The 23430-nt window shown below is 41.5% G+C and carries 25 protein-coding genes; 18 read left to right on the top strand and 7 right to left on the bottom strand.

Going from position 1 to position 23430, the window contains the following annotated elements:
* Positions 1–79: 79 nt before the first annotated feature.
* The 4 genes from D469_RS0102820 (at position 80) to thrB (ending at position 4843) form a co-directional block, all read left to right on the top strand.
* Positions 80–1090, top strand: coding sequence for a protein kinase family protein (locus D469_RS0102820; protein ID WP_018921848.1), 1011 nt, complete (start codon positions 80–82; stop codon positions 1088–1090).
* Positions 1091–1542: 452 nt separating this feature from the next.
* Positions 1543–2862, top strand: coding sequence for a homoserine dehydrogenase (locus tag D469_RS0102815; RefSeq protein ID WP_018921847.1), 1320 nt, complete (start codon positions 1543–1545; stop codon positions 2860–2862).
* A complete protein-coding gene (gene thrC, locus D469_RS0102810) occupies positions 2859–3923 on the top strand; it encodes a threonine synthase (RefSeq protein WP_018921846.1) in 1065 nt (354 codons plus the stop codon). Before D469_RS0102815 ends, thrC begins: the two co-directional genes overlap by 4 nt.
* Positions 3920–4843 (top strand): homoserine kinase, encoded by a 924-nt coding sequence (thrB, locus tag D469_RS0102805; RefSeq protein ID WP_018921845.1) that lies wholly within the window; start codon positions 3920–3922, stop codon positions 4841–4843. The genes thrC and thrB overlap by 4 nt, the downstream gene beginning before the upstream one ends.
* Before the next feature lie 104 nt (positions 4844–4947).
* Here the strand turns inward: thrB and D469_RS0102800 are convergent, their stop codons facing one another.
* Positions 4948–5172, bottom strand: a complete 225-nt coding sequence (locus D469_RS0102800; protein WP_420834846.1) for a NifU family protein — start codon at positions 5170–5172, stop codon at positions 4948–4950.
* Positions 5173–5416: 244 nt separating this feature from the next.
* On the opposite strand from D469_RS0102800, the gene D469_RS0102795 reads away from it, so the two are divergent.
* Positions 5417–5716, top strand: a complete 300-nt coding sequence (locus D469_RS0102795) for a DUF1462 family protein (RefSeq protein ID WP_026286070.1) — start codon at positions 5417–5419, stop codon at positions 5714–5716.
* A gap of 370 nt (positions 5717–6086) precedes the next feature.
* Here the strand turns inward: D469_RS0102795 and D469_RS0102790 are convergent, their stop codons facing one another.
* Positions 6087–7715: an FAD-dependent oxidoreductase gene (locus tag D469_RS0102790; RefSeq protein ID WP_018921842.1), complete on the bottom strand. Its 1629-nt coding sequence runs from the start codon at positions 7713–7715 to the stop codon at positions 6087–6089.
* Positions 7716–7956: 241 nt separating this feature from the next.
* On the opposite strand from D469_RS0102790, the gene D469_RS0102785 reads away from it, so the two are divergent.
* The 3 genes from D469_RS0102785 to dapF are packed head-to-tail and all read left to right on the top strand — an operon-like array spanning position 7957 to position 9356.
* A complete protein-coding gene (locus D469_RS0102785; protein ID WP_018921841.1) occupies positions 7957–8193 on the top strand; it encodes a YuzB family protein in 237 nt (78 codons plus the stop codon).
* Between the two features lie 53 nt (positions 8194–8246).
* A complete protein-coding gene (locus tag D469_RS0102780; protein WP_018921840.1) occupies positions 8247–8486 on the top strand; it encodes a hypothetical protein in 240 nt (79 codons plus the stop codon).
* A gap of 9 nt (positions 8487–8495) precedes the next feature.
* Positions 8496–9356 carry a diaminopimelate epimerase gene (dapF, locus tag D469_RS0102775; protein ID WP_018921839.1) on the top strand — a complete coding sequence of 287 codons (861 nt, stop codon included), beginning with the start codon at positions 8496–8498 and terminating at the stop codon, positions 9354–9356.
* A gap of 371 nt (positions 9357–9727) precedes the next feature.
* Here the strand turns inward: dapF and mqnE are convergent, their stop codons facing one another.
* Entirely contained in the window at positions 9728–10822 is a 1095-nt protein-coding gene (mqnE, locus tag D469_RS0102770; RefSeq protein WP_018921838.1) for an aminofutalosine synthase MqnE, read from the bottom strand.
* A gap of 338 nt (positions 10823–11160) precedes the next feature.
* Between mqnE and D469_RS19445 the strand changes: the two genes are divergently transcribed.
* From D469_RS19445 to D469_RS0102755, 3 genes are all read left to right on the top strand, one after another.
* Positions 11161–11364, top strand: coding sequence for a hypothetical protein (locus tag D469_RS19445; RefSeq protein ID WP_018921837.1), 204 nt, complete (start codon positions 11161–11163; stop codon positions 11362–11364).
* A gap of 81 nt (positions 11365–11445) precedes the next feature.
* Entirely contained in the window at positions 11446–11799 is a 354-nt protein-coding gene (locus D469_RS0102760) for a HesB/IscA family protein (protein WP_018921836.1), read from the top strand.
* Positions 11800–12365: 566 nt separating this feature from the next.
* Positions 12366–12947, top strand: a complete 582-nt coding sequence (locus D469_RS0102755; protein WP_156816881.1) for a hypothetical protein — start codon at positions 12366–12368, stop codon at positions 12945–12947.
* Between the two features lie 352 nt (positions 12948–13299).
* Here the strand turns inward: D469_RS0102755 and D469_RS0102750 are convergent, their stop codons facing one another.
* Positions 13300–14289 carry an NAD(P)/FAD-dependent oxidoreductase gene (locus tag D469_RS0102750; protein WP_018921834.1) on the bottom strand — a complete coding sequence of 330 codons (990 nt, stop codon included), beginning with the start codon at positions 14287–14289 and terminating at the stop codon, positions 13300–13302.
* Positions 14290–14853: 564 nt separating this feature from the next.
* Between D469_RS0102750 and D469_RS0102745 the strand changes: the two genes are divergently transcribed.
* The 4 genes from D469_RS0102745 (at position 14854) to D469_RS0102730 (ending at position 17710) form a co-directional block, all read left to right on the top strand.
* Positions 14854–16065 (top strand): NAD(P)/FAD-dependent oxidoreductase, encoded by a 1212-nt coding sequence (locus D469_RS0102745; RefSeq protein WP_040606461.1) that lies wholly within the window; start codon positions 14854–14856, stop codon positions 16063–16065.
* 217 nt (positions 16066–16282) lie between these two features.
* Positions 16283–16420: a YuiA family protein gene (locus tag D469_RS22255; protein ID WP_169577106.1), complete on the top strand. Its 138-nt coding sequence runs from the start codon at positions 16283–16285 to the stop codon at positions 16418–16420.
* 182 nt (positions 16421–16602) lie between these two features.
* Positions 16603–16926, top strand: coding sequence for a YuiB family protein (locus D469_RS0102735; RefSeq protein ID WP_018921832.1), 324 nt, complete (start codon positions 16603–16605; stop codon positions 16924–16926).
* 142 nt (positions 16927–17068) lie between these two features.
* Positions 17069–17710, top strand: coding sequence for a 3D domain-containing protein (locus D469_RS0102730; protein WP_018921831.1), 642 nt, complete (start codon positions 17069–17071; stop codon positions 17708–17710).
* 4 nt (positions 17711–17714) lie between these two features.
* Here the strand turns inward: D469_RS0102730 and D469_RS0102725 are convergent, their stop codons facing one another.
* Positions 17715–18518, bottom strand: coding sequence for a cobalamin-binding protein (locus D469_RS0102725; protein WP_018921830.1), 804 nt, complete (start codon positions 18516–18518; stop codon positions 17715–17717).
* A 26-nt stretch (positions 18519–18544) separates the two neighbouring features.
* The gene (locus tag D469_RS0102720) at positions 18545–19024 is read right to left on the bottom strand and encodes a divergent PAP2 family protein (RefSeq protein ID WP_018921829.1); all 480 of its coding nucleotides are present in this window, start codon (positions 19022–19024) and stop codon (positions 18545–18547) included.
* A 475-nt stretch (positions 19025–19499) separates the two neighbouring features.
* Here D469_RS0102720 and D469_RS0102715 point away from each other — a divergent pair, with 475 nt between their 5' ends.
* The 3 genes from D469_RS0102715 to D469_RS0102705 are packed head-to-tail and all read left to right on the top strand — an operon-like array spanning position 19500 to position 22512.
* On the top strand, positions 19500–20081 hold the full coding sequence (locus D469_RS0102715; RefSeq protein WP_018921828.1) for a TRAP transporter small permease: 582 nt from the start codon (positions 19500–19502) through the stop codon (positions 20079–20081).
* Between the two features lie 19 nt (positions 20082–20100).
* Entirely contained in the window at positions 20101–21375 is a 1275-nt protein-coding gene (locus D469_RS0102710) for a TRAP transporter large permease (protein ID WP_018921827.1), read from the top strand.
* Positions 21376–21426: 51 nt separating this feature from the next.
* Entirely contained in the window at positions 21427–22512 is a 1086-nt protein-coding gene (locus D469_RS0102705; RefSeq protein ID WP_018921826.1) for a DctP family TRAP transporter solute-binding subunit, read from the top strand.
* Positions 22513–22703: 191 nt separating this feature from the next.
* Here D469_RS0102705 and D469_RS0102700 read toward each other — a convergent pair whose 3' ends face one another.
* A complete protein-coding gene (locus tag D469_RS0102700) occupies positions 22704–23339 on the bottom strand; it encodes a biotin transporter BioY (RefSeq protein WP_051081163.1) in 636 nt (211 codons plus the stop codon).
* Positions 23340–23430: the final 91 nt, after the last annotated feature.

Genomic DNA, 23430 nt, shown 5'->3' with positions numbered 1-23430 from the left:
GTTCAAAGTTGATACATAGACCTAAATGCAGAATCCCTCTCATAAAATGGTACAAACATTTGTTTTTGGAGGGGTTTTTATGTTTTCAGAAACGTTGTATGACCAATATCGGATTTCAGTTCAAGAATGGTATAGCTGTGGTCTTTACGAGGGGGCGTCAGATGGAAAGAAAGATTATCTTTTTGTTCCTCTGCGCGAACCGTTGGATAGCGTCCAGACTAAAATTCAACTATCAGAGCAATTGAAAAGTGCCGGTGTAGCCAATATAGCTCATTATTTAAATCCGTTAGAGAACAAATCAACCAAAGCCTCAGCACCTCAGAATAAGATGTTGGTTTTTCAAGTGCCTAAAGACGATAGAGCACATTCGGAGCATGAACTAACAGAACTAGCTACTCTCCATACATTAACGCGGAGCCAAGCACCTTCTCATATGAACCCCTATAGTGTCAGGAGATGGCCTGTTTGGTGGAAAAAGCGGCTCCATCAGTTGGAGGGCTGGCATCAAAAAATAAACCAGCAAGTAAATTATTCGAATTTTGATCAATTATTTTTAATAACTTTTCCATATTATAGAGGCAGGATTGAAACCGCCATTCAGTGGATAGAGGACTGCGTTAATGCCCCTGCTGAAAATGTAGAAGAAGTTGCTCTTTCTCACTACAAATTTAACAGCCGCACCTGGCCTATTATCAATCCGAATGGTCCCCAAATTAAATTGTGGACCGATTGGATGTGGGACCACCCGACCCGAGACATTGCTGAATATGTACGTCAAGGTATTTTTGAAGAAGAACGTATACCTTCTCTTCCGAATCTCATCGAACCTTATCAAAGGTATCACCCGCAAACGTATCAGAATCATCGCTTGATTCTTGGCAGGTTAATGTTTCCGCTCGCCTATGTGGAAGCAATTGAAAATTACTATCAGCTTGAGGATACAAGAAGAGAAGCTGTTGAAACAGAGGACTTGGAGCAGCTTATTGCTGAGGAGGAAAAATACCTGCAAGGCGTTAGCAAGATCAAGAATGAAGCAGGAATCTATCCGGGGCTGCTTTGGTTTGAGCAGACTGAACCGCCTCAGATGTAAGCAGCGGGGGTTAAGAAGAAGCATATTAACTTGAGTTAATAATTGGTCGACTGAATCAATTTCATAAGTGGTCTTCTGAATAAAAAACACGAACCTGTTGATTATAGCGTGATACGGGGTCTCCAGCGGAATGAACTTGAGGTAAAGCCCCACGGCAGCAACGTTTGCTGCCGATGAGGCTGAGGCCGAACCCGCGGAAAGCGTCCGCTTGAAGAGAAAATCGAATGAAAACGAATCCGGATAAATAATGTTCGTTTTTTATTAATAGAGAGCTGATGTATAAAATTCATTCTATTATGAATTTGAAAAAAGATCTGCTTCTACATGAATTCCTCTTGTAAAATGATGCAATAAAATCTATAATGTCCATTATAAAGAGACTATTGTACACTGGAAATAAACAAAAATTATTATACAGACATTGGAACTGGAGTTAGGGGAGTGGAGAAGCCATGGGACAAAATGAAGTAAAAGTTGGATTACTTGGGCTTGGAACAGTCGGCACAGGAGTCGTACAACTGCTTAATGAACACGTTCAAAAAATTGAGCATCAGGTGGGAGGAGCTGTACGCGTTACGAAGGCTCTGGTTGCAGATAAAACAAAAGACCGAGGCGACATTGACCTGAATGACTTAGAGCTGACAGAAAGCGCAGCTGAAGTAATTAACGATACAGAAATTGATGTTGTAATTGAATTAATTGGAGGCGTGGAAGAAGCACGCCAATTAATCTCAGACGCTTTAGCAAATAAAAAACAAGTTGTAACAGCAAACAAAGATTTAATTGCCATGTATGGGGCAGAGCTTTTAGAAAAAGCCGCAGAGAACTCCTGCGACTTATTTTATGAAGCCAGTGTAGCTGGGGGCATACCAATCATCCGCAGTTTAACCGAAGGACTATCTGCTGATCAAATTACAAAAATGATGGGGATCGTGAATGGAACCACGAACTACATTTTGACCAAAATGAACGATGAAGGCCGCAGCTATGACGATGTGCTGCAGGAGGCTAAAGATCTTGGTTTCGCAGAAAGTGATCCAACAGCAGATGTGGAAGGTCTGGATGCCGCAAGAAAAATGGCTATCCTTGCAACACTAGGCTTTTCTATGAATGTGGACCTCGAAGATGTGGATGTGCGGGGGATTACTACCATTTCTGCAGAAGATATGGATTACAGTGAACAACTCGGCTATACCATCAAATTAATTGGCCTGGCCGAACGTGATACAGAAACAGGAAAAGTCGATGTTTCTGTTCAGCCTGCTTTACTTCCGGCTGATCATCAGCTTGCAGCAGTAAAAAATGAGTACAACGCTGTATATGTGTACGGAGAAGCAGTAGGCGAAACAATGTTTTACGGTCCGGGAGCCGGTTCACTCCCAACTGCTACAGCGGTTGTCTCCGATTTGATCACGGTTGTGAAAAACAACAATCTCGGTGTCAGTGGACGAAGCATGGTCCCACCTCAATTTGAGAAATCATTAAAGAGTGACGAAGATATTCGTTCTAAATATTTTTTGCGGATGCATGTTAAGGATGAAACAGGTGTATTTGATGAAATTACTTCGCTGTTTTCTAAACATGACATCAGCTTTGAAAAAATACTTCAAGTTCCGCTTGCGAAAAATGGCGCTGGTAAAGCAGAAGTTGTGATGATTACACATGAAACGAGCAGAACAAGCTACGAAGTAATTTATGAGAAACTTAAAAGTATGGAAAGCATTCATGAACTTGAAAGCAGCTACCGGGTAGAAGGGGGAACTAGCGAATGACAGGCTGGAATGGATTATTACATCACTATAAGGAACAATTGCCCATAACAGAAAAAACCCCCTTTCTCTCTTTGCGCGAAGGCAATACTCCGCTTATTCCATTAGAGAGGTTATCCGAAAAGTGGGGAGTCGAAGCTTACGTTAAAGTGGAGGGGGCCAATCCGACTGGTTCATTTAAAGACCGCGGGATGGTGATGGCAGTGGCTAAAGCAGTAGAAGAAGGGAGCGAAGCAATTATTTGTGCTTCGACTGGGAATACTTCTGCTTCAGCTGCTGCTTATGGAGCCAGAGCGGGGCTGCGTACGATCGTTGTTATTCCAGAAGGGAAAATTGCCCTGGGAAAACTGGCACAGGCGGTGATGTACGGGGCTGAAGTCTTTGAAATCCAGGGCAATTTCGATCAGGCCCTTGAAATGGTGCGTAAATTAAGTGAAGAACAGCCGATTACCCTGGTCAATTCGGTGAATCCATATCGAATTGATGGCCAAAAGACCGCGGCTTTTGAAGTATGTGATGTACTAGGGAGCGCCCCTGACGTACTTACGATTCCAGTCGGCAATGCCGGTAACATTTCCGCTTATTGGAAAGGGTTTAAAGAATATCACCAGAGCCGCAACACAGGCCTTCCAGAGATGCGAGGATTTGAAGCAGAAGGGGCTGCGGCGATTGTAAAAGATCAAATCATCGAACAGCCTGAAACAGTGGCTACAGCTATTCGTATTGGGAACCCGGCCAGTTGGGATACGGCAACCGCAGCAGCTGCCGAATCGAATGGAGACATTAACTACGTAACAGATGAAGAGATCCTAGAAGCTTATCAGCTGCTTGCCCAAAATGAAGGAATCTTTGCAGAGCCTGCTTCATGTGCGTCTATAGCAGGTTTAATGAAGCAGTTAAAGAGCGGTGAAATTAAAAAAGGGGCTAAAGTCGTGTCGGTGTTAACGGGTAACGGCTTAAAAGACCCGAGCACAGCCATTGAACATGTAGAAGTGAAACCAAAGGTTATTCCAAATGATTTTGACCAATTAAGCCGTGAGTTACAAGGAGGCGTTAAGGCATGAGTAAGGAGCACTTACGTATTACTGTTCCAGCTAGTTCTGCGAATTTAGGGCCTGGATTTGATTCCATTGGGATCGCAGTTGATCTTCATCTCGTGCTTGATGTAACGCCTGCTCCTGCATGGTCTTTTACGTCCGATTCAGCGGTATTGGAAGATGTACCAGAAGGTGAAGACAACATAATATGTGAAGTAGCTCATCATGTGGCAAGAAAAATGGGAGGCGAGCTCCCACCACAGCATGTTCATATGACAAGCGATATACCATTGGCGAGAGGGCTTGGCAGCAGTGCAGCAGCGATCATTGCGGCAATTGAATTAGCAGACCAATTGCTTGGCACTGAATTGACTCAGGATGAAAAAATGAGATTTGCAAGTCTATGGGAAGGCCACCCAGATAATGTAGGGCCGTGTCTGTATGGCGGCATGATTGTCGGTACCCATTCTCCTAACTCCACCGACATCGTCCACCTTGGGGTACCAGATGTAGATCTCGTTTTATTAATTCCAGATGAAACACTGATGACAAAAAAGGCGCGAGGAATTTTGCCAAGACAGCTCGAGTACCATCAAGCCATCAAAGGAAGCTCAATTAGTAACGTTCTGGTTGCTGCAATTTTAAAAGAAAATTGGGAACTTACCGGCAAGATGATGGGTCGGGACGTCTTTCATCATCCGTACCGCTCTGAATTGATCCCAGAATTAACAGGCATGCTTAAAAATATTAGCGAATACGGAGCATACGGAGCTGCATTAAGCGGAGCGGGGCCGACAGTGCTTTGTCTGGCTCCAAAAGGAGAAGGGCAATCTGTGCAAAAACGTTTAGAAGAAGCGTATCCTTTGTTTAATGTTCAGACTGCAGCTCCAGCAGAAGCAGGCGTGAAAACAGAAAGCCTGACAGGATGGGTTAATGCTGCACTTTAATCTCTTCTGGCTATACTACGAAAAAAGAGCTTCTATCCTAGAGGGAAATCTCTGTGGATAGAAGCTCTATTATATACTACGCATGTATAGTATGAGTGGTTTGTTTAAAAAACTTGTTCAAGTTCAGTTACACCTGGTACCTCTTCCATAAGCGCACGCTCAATCCCAGCTTTAAGTGTAATCGTAGATGATGGGCAAGAGCCGCAAGCTCCCATAAGGCGAACTTTAACAATTCCTTCTTCATCTACCTCAACTAGTTCAACATCTCCTCCATCGCGTAGAAGAAATGGACGTAGTTTTTCTAGAACTTCCTGAACTTGTGGGACCATGTTGTCAGTCGTTTCAGCCATCTAAAACAACTCCTTTCTTTATCCCTTATTATAGTACTTGAGTAAGAAAAAATCCAGATTTACCGGAACAATTTACATTTTACATTAGGCGCTGGCGTAATAGCAACTAATATATATTATATGGGTTAAAACGATGAGCGTTAATATAATTAATGGAGACGGTCCATTGCTGAATTGCGTCCGGCTTAGTATGATAGAAAAAAACAAAGGAGCAGGAATGCCAATGAACGAGATTATGATTAAAGTTTACGGAGCAAAGACAAAATGTCCAAGCTGTGTAAGCATGCCGTCAGCAAAGGAAACACTTGAATGGCTGGAAGCTGCTTTAGTTCGTAAATACAATGATAAACCCTTTGTATTTCACTATATTGATATCGAAGAACCTCCCCAAGGAGAAGAAGAAATGGCAGCAGACATTTTAGAAAATGATCGTCTCTATCCACTTGTTACGATCCAGGATGAAGTGATCGCTGAAGGGAACCCACGCATGAAGGTAATTAAAGAAAAAATCGAAGCGTTATAATACAAAACTTAAAAAAGGGGAGAGGGGAAAAGGTTCGTATTAGGTATGAAAGGAGCCAGCAACCGGAATATGCGAGGTTCCTTTGGACTACCAGCAGAAGAAACTGCAGAGAGCGTTTTTTGCTCTTGAGTAGCTGTGCTTCGCCTGCAAAGAAGACATGCGTTATCAAACGTAGTGAAAGTGATGCCAATGTTGCACGTGCGCCTGTGGTAAAAGCAAGTATTTCAGCTGGTTCTGCCTCAACTGATTTATGCGATATTCCTTTAATGGCAACTGATAAAGATAAGGCCCCCCTAAATCATAAAAAACGGCGCTCCTCGGAGCGCCTGTTATAAAACGTCTACATGGCTACATGACCTTTGAAAAGGATTTAAACGCCGGAGTGGTATTTATACATCCATAAGACTCCGCTTTTTAACAGGCGGGCAACACGGCCTGTTACCGCTGCTTTTTCACCCATCATGCCAAAGCCATGCTTTTTCCCAAGCGACCCTAGTACGCCTTTTAGTTTCATTTTAGGCATTTGTTCAGGGAGCGGTTCATTGTTCCATTGTTTTTTTAAGATGCTGACAATCTGTTCGCCTTGACTTTCGGCTAATTGCGCACTTGGGGCATGGGGTAGGCTGGCACAATCACCAACGACAAATACCCGGTCGTTGTCAGGCAAGAAATGGTGTTTGGTAAGGATAACCCGCCCGGATTTGTCCTTTTCAACGTCCAAGTCCCTAATCACTTTTGCTGGTTGAATGCCCGCAGTCCAGATCGTTGCATCGGCAGGGATCCAATCCTCATGATTGTATAAGCCATTTTCTTCAACTTTTGTAATGTCGGAGTTGCTGATAACATCAACTTGGTGTTTTTCAAACCAATTTTGTACGTAATTACTTAAACGATCTGGAAACATCGGTAAGATCGTATCGCCGCGGTCAAACAGTTTAATCGATAAATCGCTTCGGCTTTCTCTTAACTCACTCGCAAGTTCGACCCCGGATAAACCAGCCCCTACAATTGAAACATTAGACTGGGGAGGCAAATTATTTAATGTTTCACACGTCCGCCTGGTTTCTTCCATGCTTTGAATACTATAGGTATATTCAGCCGCACCCGGCACCCCATGGTATTTATCCTCCGCGCCAAGACCGATCACAAGGTAATCATAGTTAATCGGTTCTTTATCCTGGAAGCTTATCTGTTCATTTTCAAGGTCAATCTCTTCCACTGTTCCAAAATAATAATTTAACTGTTCATGTTCTGGAAAAGGGACCCGTACCTCTTGGTCAGATTCTGTTCCAGCAGCCAGAGCGTAATATTCAGTTTTTAGACAATGATAAGGCAGTTTATCAACGAGGGTAATTTCAATATCTTCCGGGAGGTCTTTTGGCAGAAGCTGGGAAAGGATCTTCATACCACCATAACCACCGCCAAGTACGACTAATCGTTTCATATGAGAAGGACTCCTTTGTTCAAGTATCGTATACAAACTATATTCAATCAGTTGAATGACAGCAGCCAATAAACGTGCCCTTGAGCGTGGCATTTCTGTTATGAGAATATATAAAAAATGGCTGTTTACAATATGTGCGTAGTGTAGAGCGTTTTCATAATTGAGCCCAGACATAGCGGCTAGCAGCTGATTTTGCCAAGCAGTAACGAGCAAGGGTTCTTGGCGGGCTGCTTCCGTCCATAGTTTTGCATAAAAAAGAGGGCGTTCATCAAAGTCGCTTAAAAGAGAGGAGATAAAGACTTGCAGTTGTTTTACAGGCTGGTTTCTCAGCTGAAGTGAAAATTGGTTTTGGACAGCTTCGATCCGTTCCCGAGCAAGCTCGCGAAGCACATCTTCTTTAGTAGGAAAGTATGTGAAAAATGTCCCTTTCCCTACACCAGCCGATGTCGTAATTTCTTCAACCGTAGTCTTTTCAAACCCTTTCTCATAAAAATGCTCAAAAGCATGCTTTGTAATACGCCTTCGGGTTTCCTCTCGCTTTTTGTTTCGTTTCATGTAAAGTCATCCTGACGAAAATCTGTTAAACCTTAGTTAAATAATAATAGATTCATTGAAATAAACGGAAAACTGACCTGAGTCAGTTAAATTATAACGATTTTATGGAGAATTTACAATGAGACATGGAAATTTGCTCAGTTAAAAGTAATTATCTTGTCAGTTTGTGCACGAAGATGTAGGATTAAAGCGTGAACTAAAAACAAAAAGAACATTAATTATAGAAAAGAGGTGTCCGCTATTGTATCCAATCATTGAGTTTTGCATGAGTAATTTAGCGAGCGGCACCCATCCTGTGATGGAAGAGCTCGAAAAAGATCCTAATGTAGACGTAGTAGAATATGGATGCTTGGCTCACTGTGCTGAATGTGCTGAAAATGCCTTTGCCCTGGTTAATGGTGAGATGGTAACAGGAGAGACGAATGAAGAATTATTAGCTAATATTTATCAGTTTCTCGAGGAAAACCCGATGATTTAGATACCCTTCTTGCGGAACGTTTAATCATAAAGGCAAGAGAAAGGAACCATTGTATGGACCTAATCCCTTTTGAAAATGCATGGCCGTATGAACGTATGATAGAAGATATATACCTTTCAGAGTGTCCAAAATGTGGAAGCGAACAAGTGCTGACTCACATGCGGCCAGAAGAATTGCAGCACGCACTTGAAGGTATTAAAACCAAACTAATTCTGCCTTGCTGCCATAACCATTTAATCATTGCTCAAGCAGATGAAGATTACTTTTGGACAACAGAGTCTTTACGGAAATGAGGAAACAAAATGCAATTTACAAAAATGCATGGATTAGGAAACAGCTACATTTATGTGGATGAATGGGAAGTCGCACTACAAGAAGATGAGCTAGCGCCTTTAAGTATAGCTGTGGCTGACTCATATACAGGAATCGGCTCAGACGGCTTAATATTAATTGGTCCATCAAAGGATGCTGCGGTGCGCATGCGTATCTTTAATAATGATGGTTCTGAAGCGAAAAACTGCGGTAATGGTTTGCGTTGCGTAGCTAAGTATGCATATGAAAAAGGGTATGTGGCTGCAACCTCCTTTTATATTGAAACAAAAGGAGGCAATGTAGAAGCTCATGTCAATCCCAGCCCTGATGGATATGTCCATGAAGTGACCATTAATATGGGAAAGCCCGGCTTAAAGAGAAAAGACCTGCCAATGGGAGGAGGTTCTCCAGCAGACCTCGTAATTGGTGAAGAGCTGGAGGTGGAGAACGCTCTTTATGAATTGACAGCAGTGTCGATGGGCAACCCTCATGCCATTATTTTCAGCAAAGATGTAAAGAAAGCGCCTGTAGAGACCGCAGGACCTATAATTGAAAAAGATGAATTATTCCCTGAAGGAGTAAATGTTGAGTTTATCACAGTAAAATCAAGTACAGAAATAGACTTTCGGGTATGGGAACGAGGGTCTGGCATCACCCAGGCTTGTGGAACAGGAGCATGTGCTGCGGTAGTAGCTGCGATTTTAAATGGCGAGAGCGAAAAAGACCAGGAAGTTACCGTTCACCTTCCTGGTGGGGATTTGTATATCACTTGGGACTCTAGTTCAGATACAGTTTGGATGAAAGGTGCAGCAGAGACGATTTGCACGGGGGAGTATGTAAGAAATCTTTAACTAATAGATAAAAAGCAGTAGACCCTTACAGTTTTCTTTTTTAAACCGTAAGGGTCTGTTTAACGTGGGGGGTGATGTTCATGTAAGGTTGCTCGCTTTCACTACAAGCACTAGCGGCACTTACTTCACCTTCACTTCCTTTGATTTCGCAGCATCTTCATTGCTTGCTGCAGGAGATGCAGGTTCCTTCTCTACGCTGCGTGTATGTACAATTCTCTCATTCTGCTTTTCCAGTAAGCAATTCGTACGTTCCACTTCATTCACTAATAATTAAAAATCATTAATAATCATTAACAAAGCCAATAACGAAAAAGCCCCTACTTTATCAAGCAGGGCTTTTAAGAGAACCGAAATGCTGTGGTTATCCAGTTTTAATACGTCTTAATCGTATTATAAAATGTATCTCGTTCAACGGGGGTCTTGTTGGCACCTTTAATTAAGTGGATTAATTCTTTGCGTGTTAAGCCAGAAGAAGTAAGGGCTCCAACAGAATGAGAAATTCTTTCTTCAATTAACGTGCCATGAATGTCGTCAGACCCGAAGGTGAGCGCCATTTGTGTCAATTGAGCCCCGATATTAATCCAATAGGCTTTTATATGGTCGAAATTATCAAGCATTAACCGGGAAATAGCCACGGTCCTCATGTCATCATAGGCAGAGGTGCGGCGGTTCCAACCTGCATTTACTGTTCTTGGTTGCATGGCCAACGGGATAAATACCATAAAGCCATTCGTTTTATCCTGAAGCTGACGCAAACGATCCATGTGAATAAGGCGTTCTTCGAAGGATTCAATGGAGCCATAGAGCATTGTCGCATGGGTTTGCATGCCAAGTTCATGTGCTAATTCGTGCGCTTCCAACCACTCATAGGTAGAAGCTTTTTCCGGGCTCATTTTTTCCCGGTAGCGTTCAGTTAAGATTTCGGCTCCCCCGCCAGGCAAGGTATCCAGACCTGCTTTTTGCAGTTCAATTAACACTTCTCGCATCGTAAGACCGGCGTGACGGGCAAAGAATTCAATTTCTGCGCCAGTGTATGCTTTAATCGTAGCTTGGGGATAGTTTTTCTTGAGGGCGCGTAATGTGTCTAAGTAATAATCAAAAGGTACTTCTACATTATGGCCGCCGACGATATGAAATTCCTGAATGTTATCATTCCAGCGCTCTTCTACATACTGAAGCAATTCCTCTTCATGCATAGTATAAGCACCTTCATCACCAGGCTTGCGCTTAAAGCCACAGAAGCCACAATTGGCTTCACAAACATTCGTAGGGTTAATGTACATATTTTCAATAAAATAGACATTGTCCCCGTTTTTTGAATAATTTACACGATCAGCTAATTGGGCCACACTTAGCAGGTCAGGCGTTTCATACAAGTAAAGGCCGTCATCTATACTAAGTCGTTCTCCATTCTCTACTTTCTCAGCTATAGCTTTTAATCTAGTATCACCGATAGTTACGGTCATATAATGTGCCTCCTTAACATTACGTACGCAAGAGTACTGCGAAAGGTCTATCCATATAAGAGCAGCTTGTTTTGTCAAAAGGATACGTGATATTTTCTTCTTTATTATACTAGGAGAGATAAGGAAATAAAAGAGAAGTAGAACAAGCTAATAAAGTGAATTGAAAAAAATAGCAGAAAACAAGCCATTTGTGGAAAAAAATGTTTGTCATGGACTGGCTTTTAGTGTAAAATAATGATAATAGAGATAAGAATAGGTTACAGACTACCTTGAAGTCTTTAGTAGCCCTTCAGAGATTCTTTTCCACAGGTAACGAATGAACGGAAAGGAGAGTTGAAATGGCAACGGTTACGAGCGTTGAGACAGGGCATGATCTTGAATCTCTGCGAGTGAAAATGTTGGAAGCAGCTAGTCTTTATGGGATTAATCACCCACTTGTGCTCCATTATAGTCGATTAATTGATGCTTATCATAATCGTTTGCTGGCAGATGAGCTCTCTCGTCAGCCGGTCGAATGTCAAAATGAAATGCAAATGGGTTGATGAATCGTGAAAGAGTCGATACACTTGGAGTAAGTCAGGTCTAAAAGAGATAGAAGGAAAGACCTTTAAGGAGGTATTCAAGTGATCTCGATCTCAGATGCTGCTTTGGCGGCTATTGAAAAGATGAAAGAAGATGAAGAAGACCCAAACCTAAAGCTCCGTGTCGGAGTTAAAGGCGGTGGCTGCAGTGGGTTATCATATGGTATGGGTTTTGACACTGAAGTAACCGATGATGATGAAGAATATAAAATGGGGAACATTGACATTGTCATTGATAAAGAAAGTTTGCCGGTTCTAAATGGTGTTGAAGTAGATTATAAAGAAAACATGATGGGCGGCGGATTCACAATTGAAAATCCAAATGCTATCGCTTCCTGCGGCTGCGGAAGTTCTTTCCGGACAGCTACAAACGCTGGTACACCAGAAGACTGCTAATATTCCCCTACATTCAAATAAGTCCTTCGCGCCGATTCTTCGTTTTGCCTACGGCTTTGTTTACAAAAATGTGAGAAAAGCCGCGAAGCCTTAACCCCCTAACGGTTCCCTTAACCGTTAGGGGGTTTTTGCCTTGCTTTTATGAAAGCAAAAAAGGAAAAAGGAGGGGGCAGTGGACATACGCTAAATTTTTGATCAAACAATGAATAGAGGTGATAAAAGAAGCAGAAGGTCTAAAAGAGCCTCCATTGGGAGATTATAAAAAATGTATGAGAAGTCATTTCGCCATTAACGATGTTGTCAGGAGATTTCTTGCATCGGCAAAGAATTTACAAGCTGCCTTTAAGCATAAGATTAAGAGAAGAGCAAGAAGCTCGGTAAACGTGTTTTAAGGAAACAATCGTCGATTCATCATATAGGTATTACATACATTGTGAGTGGCACGACTGGTTTTAAGAAACAAGTGGATCTTTTGTTTTTTGCAACTATGGATATTAAGGGTCGGCAAATGTTTAGTTGAATTTTATATCGGAGCGGGTTGTAAAGTGAAAGGTTGATTTATACTCATGAAGAAAAGGTTAGCGATTTTAGGCGGTATCATAATAGGTGGATCGGTAATATTGCTTTTGGCTGCTAGCGTGCTGGGATTAAATATCTTTTCAGGGCTGGTGGATGGAAATGAAGCCGATGAAGGAGTGATAGTTGATGTCGAAGACCTGTCAGATGAGAAACTTGAAAATGAAGAGGTGCTTGACACCATTGCTAATGTGCATAGGATATGGAATGATATCACCGGTTTTGCAGGACACAAAGAATTTTTAGAGGAAGACAGCGAAGCTTGGGAAGAGACGGAGAGTGAAATGTATCAAACGTTTGAAATAATTGAAGAAGCTGTAGAAACCGTTAATGATTATGGGCATGATAACCTTCAGCATGATTTAGAAAATTTTATAGATGTAGCCAGCCTCGCAACTAAAGAGCGGGACCATGAAGCCCTCCTTTACAGTCATCGAATTATTCACGATTTAGATGTAGTTCACAATAATTATGAGGCAACTTACTATGAAACAACAAATTCAGGTTATACAGGCGTTAAGTATGAAAGAGTAGAAGAACTTGTGAAAGAACACAAAAACAACGAGAGTTAAGGTAGGTAAAAGAGATCCAGGGCCAAGACTCTAACTTTAAGTACTATCAATTTAGACTGTTCGTTTGAAGTAGGCAGGAGAGTCTCCCATTAAAAAAAGAAGCCTGTACTTTACAAGCTTCTGGAAGGTATAAATGTATGGTGGATTTTTCCTCAACTTTTGAAGGACGATGGCCGGCAGAAAATGTAGGGGCCATGAGTTCCGCAATTTCACTTAACGATCCGACAATTCCTTGTACATAGCGGAACAGAGGACCGTAAAGTGAGCTGATCACCGTCCGAGCGTGCTCCCTTATTTCACCTGGACTTAAGGGAGCGGAAACGATGCAGCACCGTATTCCGCAACTTTGCTGTTAAAACATGTGGGAACTATGGCCTGGCTGCAGTTTAGCATCAGGGTCCATGTACGCTTTTGCATTGTTAACAGCTGTCGGAGCTTCTCCAAACCCTGAAGCAATTAATTTCACCTTGCCATCATAGGTTGTAATATCTCCAGCTGCATAAATCCCCTTAATGGATGTTTCCATTTTGCTATTTACAAGGATGGAATTTCGTTCAATATCGAAGCCCCATTCTTTAATCGGGCCAAGAGAAGTCATGAACCCGTAGTTGACGATTATGCTGTCTACATCCACGGTTTTAGTCCCTTCTCCTTTTGTTTCTTTTAGAACGACTTGAGAAATGTTAGTGCCATCTCCAATCAGTTCAGAAATCTCATAAGGGGTTAAAATGTTGGCGTTTGAATTTTTTAACTGTTCCACGCTGTGTTCATGGGCACGGAATTTATCCCGGCGGTGGGATAAGGTTACATTTGCTTTATCTTCTAACATTAAGGACCAGTCTACGGCCGAATCACCACCACCGCAAATAAGCACATTTTGGCCTTCAAATTGTTTTAAGTCTTGAACAAAATAATGTAAATTGTTTCCTTCATACTGTTCTGCTTCATCTAGTTTCAAACGGCGAGGCTGAAAGGCACCGACGCCCGCTGTAATGACAATCGTTCTAGAATAATGAATGCCTGAATTTGTTGTGATTTTAAAGGATTCATCCTCAAGTTTTTCTACGTCTTCTACTGCCTGTTCTAATACTACTTCTGGGTTAAATGGGTTCATTTGCTCTACTAAATTATCTACTAGTTCTTGAGCACGTACTTTTGGAAATCCAGCTACATCATAAATATATTTTTCAGGGTACAATGCGGAAAGTTGGCCCCCGAGTTGTGGCATGCTTTCTATAATTTTGACGCTTGCTTGCCGCATTCCTCCATAAAAGGCGGTGAATAATCCGGTAGGCCCTCCGCCTATAATGGTAATATCATAAAGATTTTTATCTTCTTGCATGGTTGCACCTCCACTGAAACCAAAAGAAATATCATCCGTACCCCATTATAATCAATTTAGATAGTCATTGAAAGGTTTAAGCTTCAGAGGAGAAAAAGTCAATCCCCTCCAAATAAAGGATTTTATTCAGGGGAATAGTTACTATTAGCATTATAAATTATAGTAAATGGAATAAAGGTGATAGTAAGCAAATACCAACTAAGCTGGAAATCCAAACCTTAACATGATGGTACGGTTACATGTCCTTGTTAATTGAACGCTTTCTGCGGCTGGATCGTCACCCAGCCTTCTCGATTTGCTGTGAGGACTTCGAACCGCCCAGGTTACGTTTTTAACCTTTCAACACCAACCTTTAACTAGAACTAAATTGATTAAAAACGGTTAAAAAGTAAAAAAACTGTTGAAATGTAGCGTTTTTTTTTCTATTATATTAGATGTGATTTGTGATGAGAATATGAACGTGAAGTGTGGAGAGTTACGTGAAAACAATCACAAAGATGCGGTTGTTTTCCATTTGAACAGTTGTTCGTCGGTAGTTGCACGGAAATTTTAAAATTGGATGTGATGGATTTGGAACGAAAGCCAACCATCCTAATTCTTGGTGCTGGGTATGGCGGCATGGTAACCGCTAACCAACTGACTAAAGAATTGGGACATAATGAGGTAAATGTAACCCTGGTTAACAAGCATGACTACCATTATCAAACTACATGGCTTCATGAGCCAGCGGCTGGGACCATGGAACCAGATAAAACGCGAATGAAAATTTCCGATGTGCTTGATACGTCAAAAATAAACTTTATTGAAGACTCTGTTGTAAGCATTAATCGAGAAGACAAGCAAGTAGAACTTGAGAACAAAGGGTCTGTCGATTATGATTACCTCGTAGTAGCGCTTGGAGCTCAGGCTGAAACATTTGGCGTACCGGGAGTATATGAATACGCTTACCATAAGTGGACAGTTAATGGTGCCAGAGAGATTAAAGACCACATTGAATACCAATTCTCCAGATATCATAACAATGAAGATATGCGCAATGGTGATTTGACATTTGTGGTTGCAGGTGCTGGTTTCACAGGGATGGAATTTATCGGTGAGTTAACGGAGCGAGTTCCTAAGCTTTGTGAAAAATATGACGTACCTCGTGAAAAAATCAAAATGTATGTCATTGAAGCGGCGCCGACAGCTTTGCCTGGTTTTGATCCTGAACTTGTAGAATACGCGATGAACTTATTGGAAAATCGCGGTGTTGAATTTAAAATCAACATGCCAATCAGCGAAGTTCACGAACATGGCGTTACGTTAAAAGATGGCACGGAAATTAATACTAATACAGTCGTATGGGCTACTGGCGTACGTGGCAATCCAATTATTGAAGAAGCTGGCTTTGAATCAAATCGTGCTCGTGTAAAAGTAGACAAAGACCTGCGCGCCCCAGATCATGAAGATGTTTTCATTATTGGTGATTGTTCCTTAGTTATAAATGAAGAAGCAGATCGCCCGTATCCTCCAACAGCTCAAATTGCCATGCAGCAGGCAGTTACTTGTGCAAAGAATTTAAGAGCTCTTATTAAAGGTGGAGACTTGGAAGAGTTCACTCCGGACATTAAAGGAACGGTAGCTTCTCTTGGTGGAAAAGAAGCTATTGGTATTGTAGGTAATAAAAAATTATTTGGTACGTCAGCAAACTTCATGAAAAAAATGATCGACAATCGCTATTTGTGGATCTTGGGTGGACCCGGCCTAGTTATGAAAAAAGGGAAAAATCCATTTTAAGTTTGAATAGTCATGGCTGCCAGGGTGGGTCAATCCTATATCCTGGCAGCCTTTTATGGTTGAAGCAGGAAAGATAAAAAAACAAAAGAATGTAGCAGATAATGATTTATGAATGCGCTTACACTGAGGGTTAGACCATAATTGACCGCTTTATCAGATTAAAATAGGATGCTATTATTATCAGAACATTCAATTAAATGAAAGGGCAGGCGATCATGTGGCTCCAAACTTAAAACGAACTCCTCAAGAAAAGAAATGTCCGTACTGCAAAGGTCAAGGATATTTTAACTTAAGACTTGGCGGAACAGAGACATGTCCTAACTGTGATGGCGAAGGCGAAGCCTCTCCTTTATAAGGAGGGGTTTTTTATGAGGAGTATATTATCAAATAATAAGTACACATTCTGCATTTTAAGTTTAAGTATATTTTCTTCACATTTAGTGACAGATTGTTGACGGTAGTTGGAAAGGTAAAGTCGTATGTTGACGGCGGAAAGGGGGTTATGTAAACTGTTAGTGATGTGGAGGTGTTGGACGAATGATTGAGAGTTTACCTCAGTTGATTATATCAATGATTTTATTTCTAATACTTTTTTTTGGTATTGGATTTTTGTTAAATATGTTACTGCGTTCCACCTGGATCATGGCTATCATCTATCCTCTAATTGTGGTGTGGATTGTTGACAGCATCAACTTTCTGGAATATTTCACAGCACCAGTAGCCTCTATAACCGCATTGATGAGTGATCTAAGAGCTTTATATTTGGCAGATATATTGATATTAAGCAGCGGATTGGTCGGGACTGTTCTGGCTGGGATAGCCATTCGTATGCTTAGGGTACGAGGGTACCAAATGTTTTAACCTTAGTGATTGTTACTTCACTAAGGTTTTTTTATGAGAGAAGGGCTTCATTGTAAAATTCATTGTCCACAGTTGAATATTGAATGGAAACCGTACGGATGGGGCATCCTCTAACTAAGAATTTATATAGAGGGTGACATACATGAACCATGCATCCAAGCGTGCAATTATGACGTTTTTGTTTACAATTGCTTTATTTAGTACATGGCATGCTTTAACGGGTGTGGGGATACCTGAATTGCGAGATTATGTTTATGATCAAATGAGTGAGCAATCGTCATATGTATCTGAAGAGGTGGCTGAAATTAAAAGAGAACCCGAAGAGAAAAATTGGCCAGTACAAGCTATGGGGTCTTTAACAGACCAACAAGGTCAACTTGACCCTTCGTTAGGCATTTCCGATTACCCTTCAAAGCAAGTGGAAGCAACCGGATACACTGCAGGAGTTGAATCTACGGGAAAAAAAGAGGGCGATCCTGGCTATGGTATTACGTATTCCGGCGTCCCGGTTCAACGTGATGTCTATTCGACTATTGCTGCTGACCCCGAAGTATTTCCGATTGGGACTATATTATTTGTCCCTGATTACGGCTTTGCTGTAGTGGCCGATACTGGTTCTGCCATTGAGGGCGATATCATCGATTTGTATTATGAAACTGTAGATGATGTTTTTGATCAGTGGGGCAAACAGGAGGTGGAAGTCTACGTCATAGAAGAAGGGGACGGCACCTTGGATGAAGAGAAAGTTGAGCAGTTAAATGAAAGGTATGATGCCGTCGGTTAAAGTCCTACAGAAGAGGATCGGTATCATCATTCTTTGGGTAAATGGTGGGATGGAGGAGGTAAGCCAGTTTTTTTAATCCTAACATCAGTCGTGGGGAAGGTCTGCAATAGAGTGGTTCTTCGAGAATATGAACGAGATTCTTATTTAATGCTTCAAGCTCAGACCAGCCAGGCCGTTTATACAGCACTTTCGGTTTGACTTGTTCTGTGCGTACCCCGACCCAAGCTAAACAAACATGATCTGGGTTCTTATCTCGTATGGTATCCCAATCTGTTTTAATACTTGCCTTTTGCTCGTGCTGAAATATATTATAGCCGCCGGCAAGCTGGCTGATTTTTGTGAGCCAATTTGGCCCCCCTGGCGTAAACACGGGTTTTGGCCACCATTCCCAATAAAGGGAGACCGGTTCTACACGTTGGGCTAGTTTTTCATACGCTGTTACCATCGTTTGAAATGAATGTACAACTTCATTGGCACGGTCTTCTCGGTTAGTAATTGAACCGAGCTTTTTTAAATTCTCCTGAATGTCTTCTAGGCTTTGAGGGTTAAAAGTAATAAAAGAAAGCCCTCTCCTTTCAAGTTCTTCTATATTTTTTTCCATACCCGGCACACTGAGCGAAGCGAGTACGAGGTCAGGTTGAAATGCTTCAACCTTATCCATATCAATCGACAAATCAGGACCCAACCTAGGTAGTTCATTAACTTCTTCAGGCCAGTCAGAGAAATCATCGACTGCCACGAGGGAATTAGTCAAATTTAAATAAGCAATGAGTTCGGTATTACTTGGGCAAAGTGATATGAGGCGCACATTTATCCCCCTTCCAGCAAAGTGAATTACACAATGAGCAATGCGTGAGCAGACCAAGCCAAGGCGATCCCTAAAAGGGCTCCAAAAAATACTTCGATTGGTTGGTGTCCTAACAATTCTTTTAATTCTTCTCGCTTTTCCCTTTCTTCTTTTGAAGGCCATGATTTTACTTCTTCGACCATTTTATTAAGATCTTCTACGAGCTGATTAATTACTGTTGCGTGATAGCCAGCGTGACGCCTGACTCCAGTAGCATCAAACATGACAATCGTTGCAAAAATAGTGGAAATGGCAAATAAGGGGGAGTCAAATCCTTGTTCCAGCCCAATAGCCGTTGCCAAAGCTGTCACAGCTGCAGAATGAGAGCTCGGCATCCCTCCGGTACTCGTGACAAGCGTTAAATCCCATTTCTTCTCAGCAATAAAGACCAGTGGAACTTTAACACCTTGAGCAATAAGTATTGCCGAAAAAGCAATGATTAAAGGAAAGTTATGAAGCAATTCCATGCCAGAGCGGACGTCCTTTCTGTATGCAAATTATAAATAAAGGAGACCTAGTTGCTGCATATTTACTATAGTTTAAGTTGCCTTAAGTAAACTTATTATATCACAAGTAAAATTAAACTAGCTATGCACCTGATGATAAGAAAATTCAAGAGTTTCGTCCTAAAAAAAGGAATTCGTACTGAATTTGTTGAATATATACATAAAGGGCTTATAACCTTATATGTAATAAGGGCTAATGGTGTAATATGTTTTTTATAAAATATTTTCACTATTGAAAATTGGTGTTGTAGCTTGAAGGTCCATGGATTGTTAGCTTCTCATGGAACTAATGAGTTAAGAACTAGTCATAGAAGGTGATATCGTCCTAGAGAAGGTTTAAGAAGATTTGTTTTAGAATAAAGACTTTAGTAAAATACATCTATCCTTCAGCAACAAGAATAAAGCTTGCTTGTCGAAAAAGAGAGGAGCTTTCACATTGAATGGGATTAAAGCGATCGGGGCTTCTATCGTAAAAGTTTTACGTTTTTTAGATCGTTTACTAATGCGTACCGAAGAATTTATCTTAAGTTTTGCAATAATCATTATTTTCATAATGGTTTCTGGCAACGCGCTCAGTCGTTATTTATTAGGGACGAGTTGGGCGTTTTCGAGTGAAATTGCTCTGTGGTGTGTATACTTTGCCACTTTTATGGGGGTCAGTTATGTGGCAAGGCAAGGAAGGCATTTAACGATGTCAGCTTTTTTTGATATTGCTCCCTACCCGATTAGGAAAACTCTTGCTATTTTAATTCCCTTTGGCACAGCGCTTGTGCTTTTTGTATTAACGTACTATTCAATAGAATATGTTGTGTCCCAATATGAAACAGGCCGTACAACGACGGCGCTCCGAATGCCTTATTGGTGGGTGGTTGCCCCGGTTCCGGTCGGCTTATTTTTAGGTGGACTGCAGTTTATCAGAAATATGATTGTGAACTTAGTAAATAAAGATGTATATATTGCGACGGAACAAAAGGACCGTCAGCGCGGTGAATTGGAAGAAGAAATGCCAAAAATTTAATTAGAGAGGATAGTCGCCTATGGTTACAACACTCGTATTGGTTATGGTGATCTTTCTTTTACTAGGGTTTCCAATGATGATTCCTCTCGTATTAGGCCCTCTTGTGCTCGCTATTTTTTTCTTGCCGCAAGATCCTTACATTATGACCCAGCAAATGATCGGGGGAATTTCATCAGAGGTCTTATTTGCTGTCCCGCTTTTTATCTTCGCAGCGGATATTATGACTTCAGGAAGAACATCTGAGCGTTTGCTCGATTTTGTAGGAGCATTCGTTGGACATTTAAGAGGCGGTTATGCCATTACAACGGCGGCTGCTTGTACATTATTCGGTTCAATCTCAGGTTCGACACAGGCTACGGTTGTGGCAATTGGTAAGCCGATGCGGGAGCGGCTGCTTCGCGTCGGGTATAAAGACTCAACCGCCCTGGCTCTCATTATAAATGCCAGTGATGTCGCTTTGCTTATTCCACCAAGTATCGGTTTCATTATTTATGCCTTATTTGCAAATGCTTCAGTCGGTCAGTTGTTTTTAGCCGGCATTGGTCCGGGTGTGCTTGTATTTCTCTGTTTTGCGGGATATGCGTACATACATGCTCGCGTTTTTGATATACCGTTAGCCGATAAAGTGCTGTGGAAGAATCGATTAAATATTACTTGGAAAGCTCTTTTTCCACTCGGGTTTCCAGTAATTATCGTAGGTGGAATATACGGAGGAGTATTCACGCCAATTGAAGCTGCAGGGATTTCCGTATTGTATGCTTTAATTTTGGAATTACTTATTTTTCGTTCGATGTCTATATTCCGTATTCCGAGTATTGCCCTATCGACAGGGCTGGTTACATCAGCTGTTTTTATTTTAGTTGCATCTGGTCAGGCATTTGCTTGGGCAATCAATGTAGCTGGCTTGCCGCAAATGATCGTAGATACTTTCTTTGGCGGTGACCCAACTGCCCTGTATGTCTTATTTATGGTTGCCATTTTCTTCTTTATTGGCTGCATGTTTGTTGACCCAATTGTCGTGATTATGATTTTAACACCAATCTTTGTGCCTGTAGCTGAGCAGGCAGGTGTAGATCCAATTCATATGGGGGTAGTTGTTGTCTTCCAGGCAGCTCTTGGTTCTGCTACACCACCATTTGGTGTGGATATATTTACTGCTAGTGCAGTATTTAACCGCTCGTATCTAGACGTTATTCGTGGTACACCGCCATTCATTATTATCATGGTGATTGTATCAATTCTTGTAATTGTTTTTGAAGAGATTTCCCTTTTCTATCGGTACTTGCCGTTTTAGAAAAGTTGGAAATAGATTATTTGTGCATTATAAAATAGGGGGTAACAATTCATGAAGAAGTGGAAAAAATCATTATTTGGTGCCAGCACGGCCGTGTTCGCAGCAGCTGCTTTAACAGCATGTGGAGGTAATGGCGATGAAGAAGCTGGTGATGATGACGGTGATAATGGAGATGACGGTGCTGAAGTAGAGCATGAATGGGATTTTATTACTGAAGAGACGCCAGGACAAGTTCAGCATGAATATGGTCTTGAATTTGCTGAACGGCTTGAAGAAAAATCAGAGGGAAGCATTGAAGTTAATGTTCACGAATTTGGCGGCTTAGGGGATGAAGTAGACCAGCTTGAACAGCTTCAAACCGGTCAAGTCGAGATGGGCATTGTATCTCCCGGTTTTACAGGTCCAATTGTACCCGAAGCACAAGTGTTCTCTTTGCATTATCTTTTCCCAAATGATCAAGAGACCGTACAAGAAATTTTGACAGAAAGTGAAGCAATTAACGAACACCTTCGTTCCAATTATGAAGAGCAAGGATTTACACCTCTTTCTTTCTGGACTGAAGGTGCTATGGCCTGGACTTCCAATACAGAACTCACTTCACCAGACGATTTTGACGGATTTTTGATGCGTACCCAGGAATCTCCACTTATGTTAGAGTCTTATGAAGCATATGGTGCTAATCCTACACCAATGAGTTGGGGTGATCTTTATACAGGTCTAGAGCAAGGGCAAGTTGAAGGTCAAGAAAACCCAATTTTCTTCATTGAGGATGCTTCGTTCCACGAGGTACAAGATTATTTGATTATTTCAGATCATAACAATTATGTAGCTACTACCTCAGTGAACAATGATTGGTTTGATAGCTTGGATGAAGATCTGCAAGAGATGATTGAAGAAACTGTTGAAGAAATGCAGGATGTCGCCTTTGAACTTCAGGAAGAATTGAACGAATCGCACTTAGAAGAAATTGAAGAGAACGAGGAATACCCAACAGAAGTCATTGAGCTTTCTGAGGAAGAACGCGATGAATTCCGCGAGTTGGCAGAGCCTGTACGTGAATTCTTCCGTGAAGAAGAAGGCGATGACGCGGGCATGATTCTTGATATGCTTGAAGAAGAAATTGAAGAAATGAGCTAAACACATACAAAAACGCCGGGGAACCGGCGTTTTTGTTTTAAAACAAGGCTCTGTGAAACAACATTGTTGGTTTATGCTGTGCATTTGGCAGATGTTTACCGCGGATAGGCCCCTTCTGTCACGTAGAAATCGCCGCATGCGCTACGTTTTCACATTTCAACAAAGAGCCTAAAACTAAAATAATTAATTTGTTATGATGCTTTGGGCTGCGAAGAACCCGTTCGATGATTCGGTTGTTTCACCATACGGGCAAGTTTTGGGGCAGTAGAGGCAGCCAGTGCTGTAAAGACTACATCTTTTACAAAAGGGGCAGCCATTATAATCCATACATAAGGATAAGAGAATCCTTCAGGGGCTTCGGCAACAAACATATAAGAAAAGTACATCAAATTTGTTCCGACTAAGTAGTTTATGGCTAAGCCAGAAAATGCAGCCAAAAGATACGTGCCATATGAGGGTCCAGGCCGTAATTCAATGATCTTTCCGACTACGTACGCCATAATTATAAAAGAAATAATAAAGCCGAAGGTCGGTGAAACAATAGAGCCAAGCCCACCACTAAATTGGGCAAACACAGGAACTCCTGTAAGGCCTACAAGAGCATAAATGACCATTGATAATGCTCCTAGTCGACTTCCTAGAACAGCTCCTGCCAATATGGCTACAAAAGGTTGAAATGTAATGGGTACATCTCCCACGACAAGAAAAGGAGCAATCATCGTAATATTGCCGCCAACTGCCATTAGAGCAGCGAAAGTTGCTGCAAGCATCATCTCAAGAGGACGTAAACGCAAGTCATCACCTCCTATTATATCTTTATTTATCATAGAAAAATAAAGATACATTGTCAACTAAATATCGAACGAGGTTAACGTAATGATAAAAAGAGTTAAAAATTGAACTCCTAGGTTAAGTGTG

Origin of the sequence: Salsuginibacillus kocurii DSM 18087 (assembly GCF_000377705.1) — a bacterium.
Lineage (GTDB): Bacteria > Bacillota > Bacilli > Bacillales > Marinococcaceae > Salsuginibacillus > Salsuginibacillus kocurii.
This window is presented reverse-complemented; position numbering and strand designations above follow the sequence as displayed.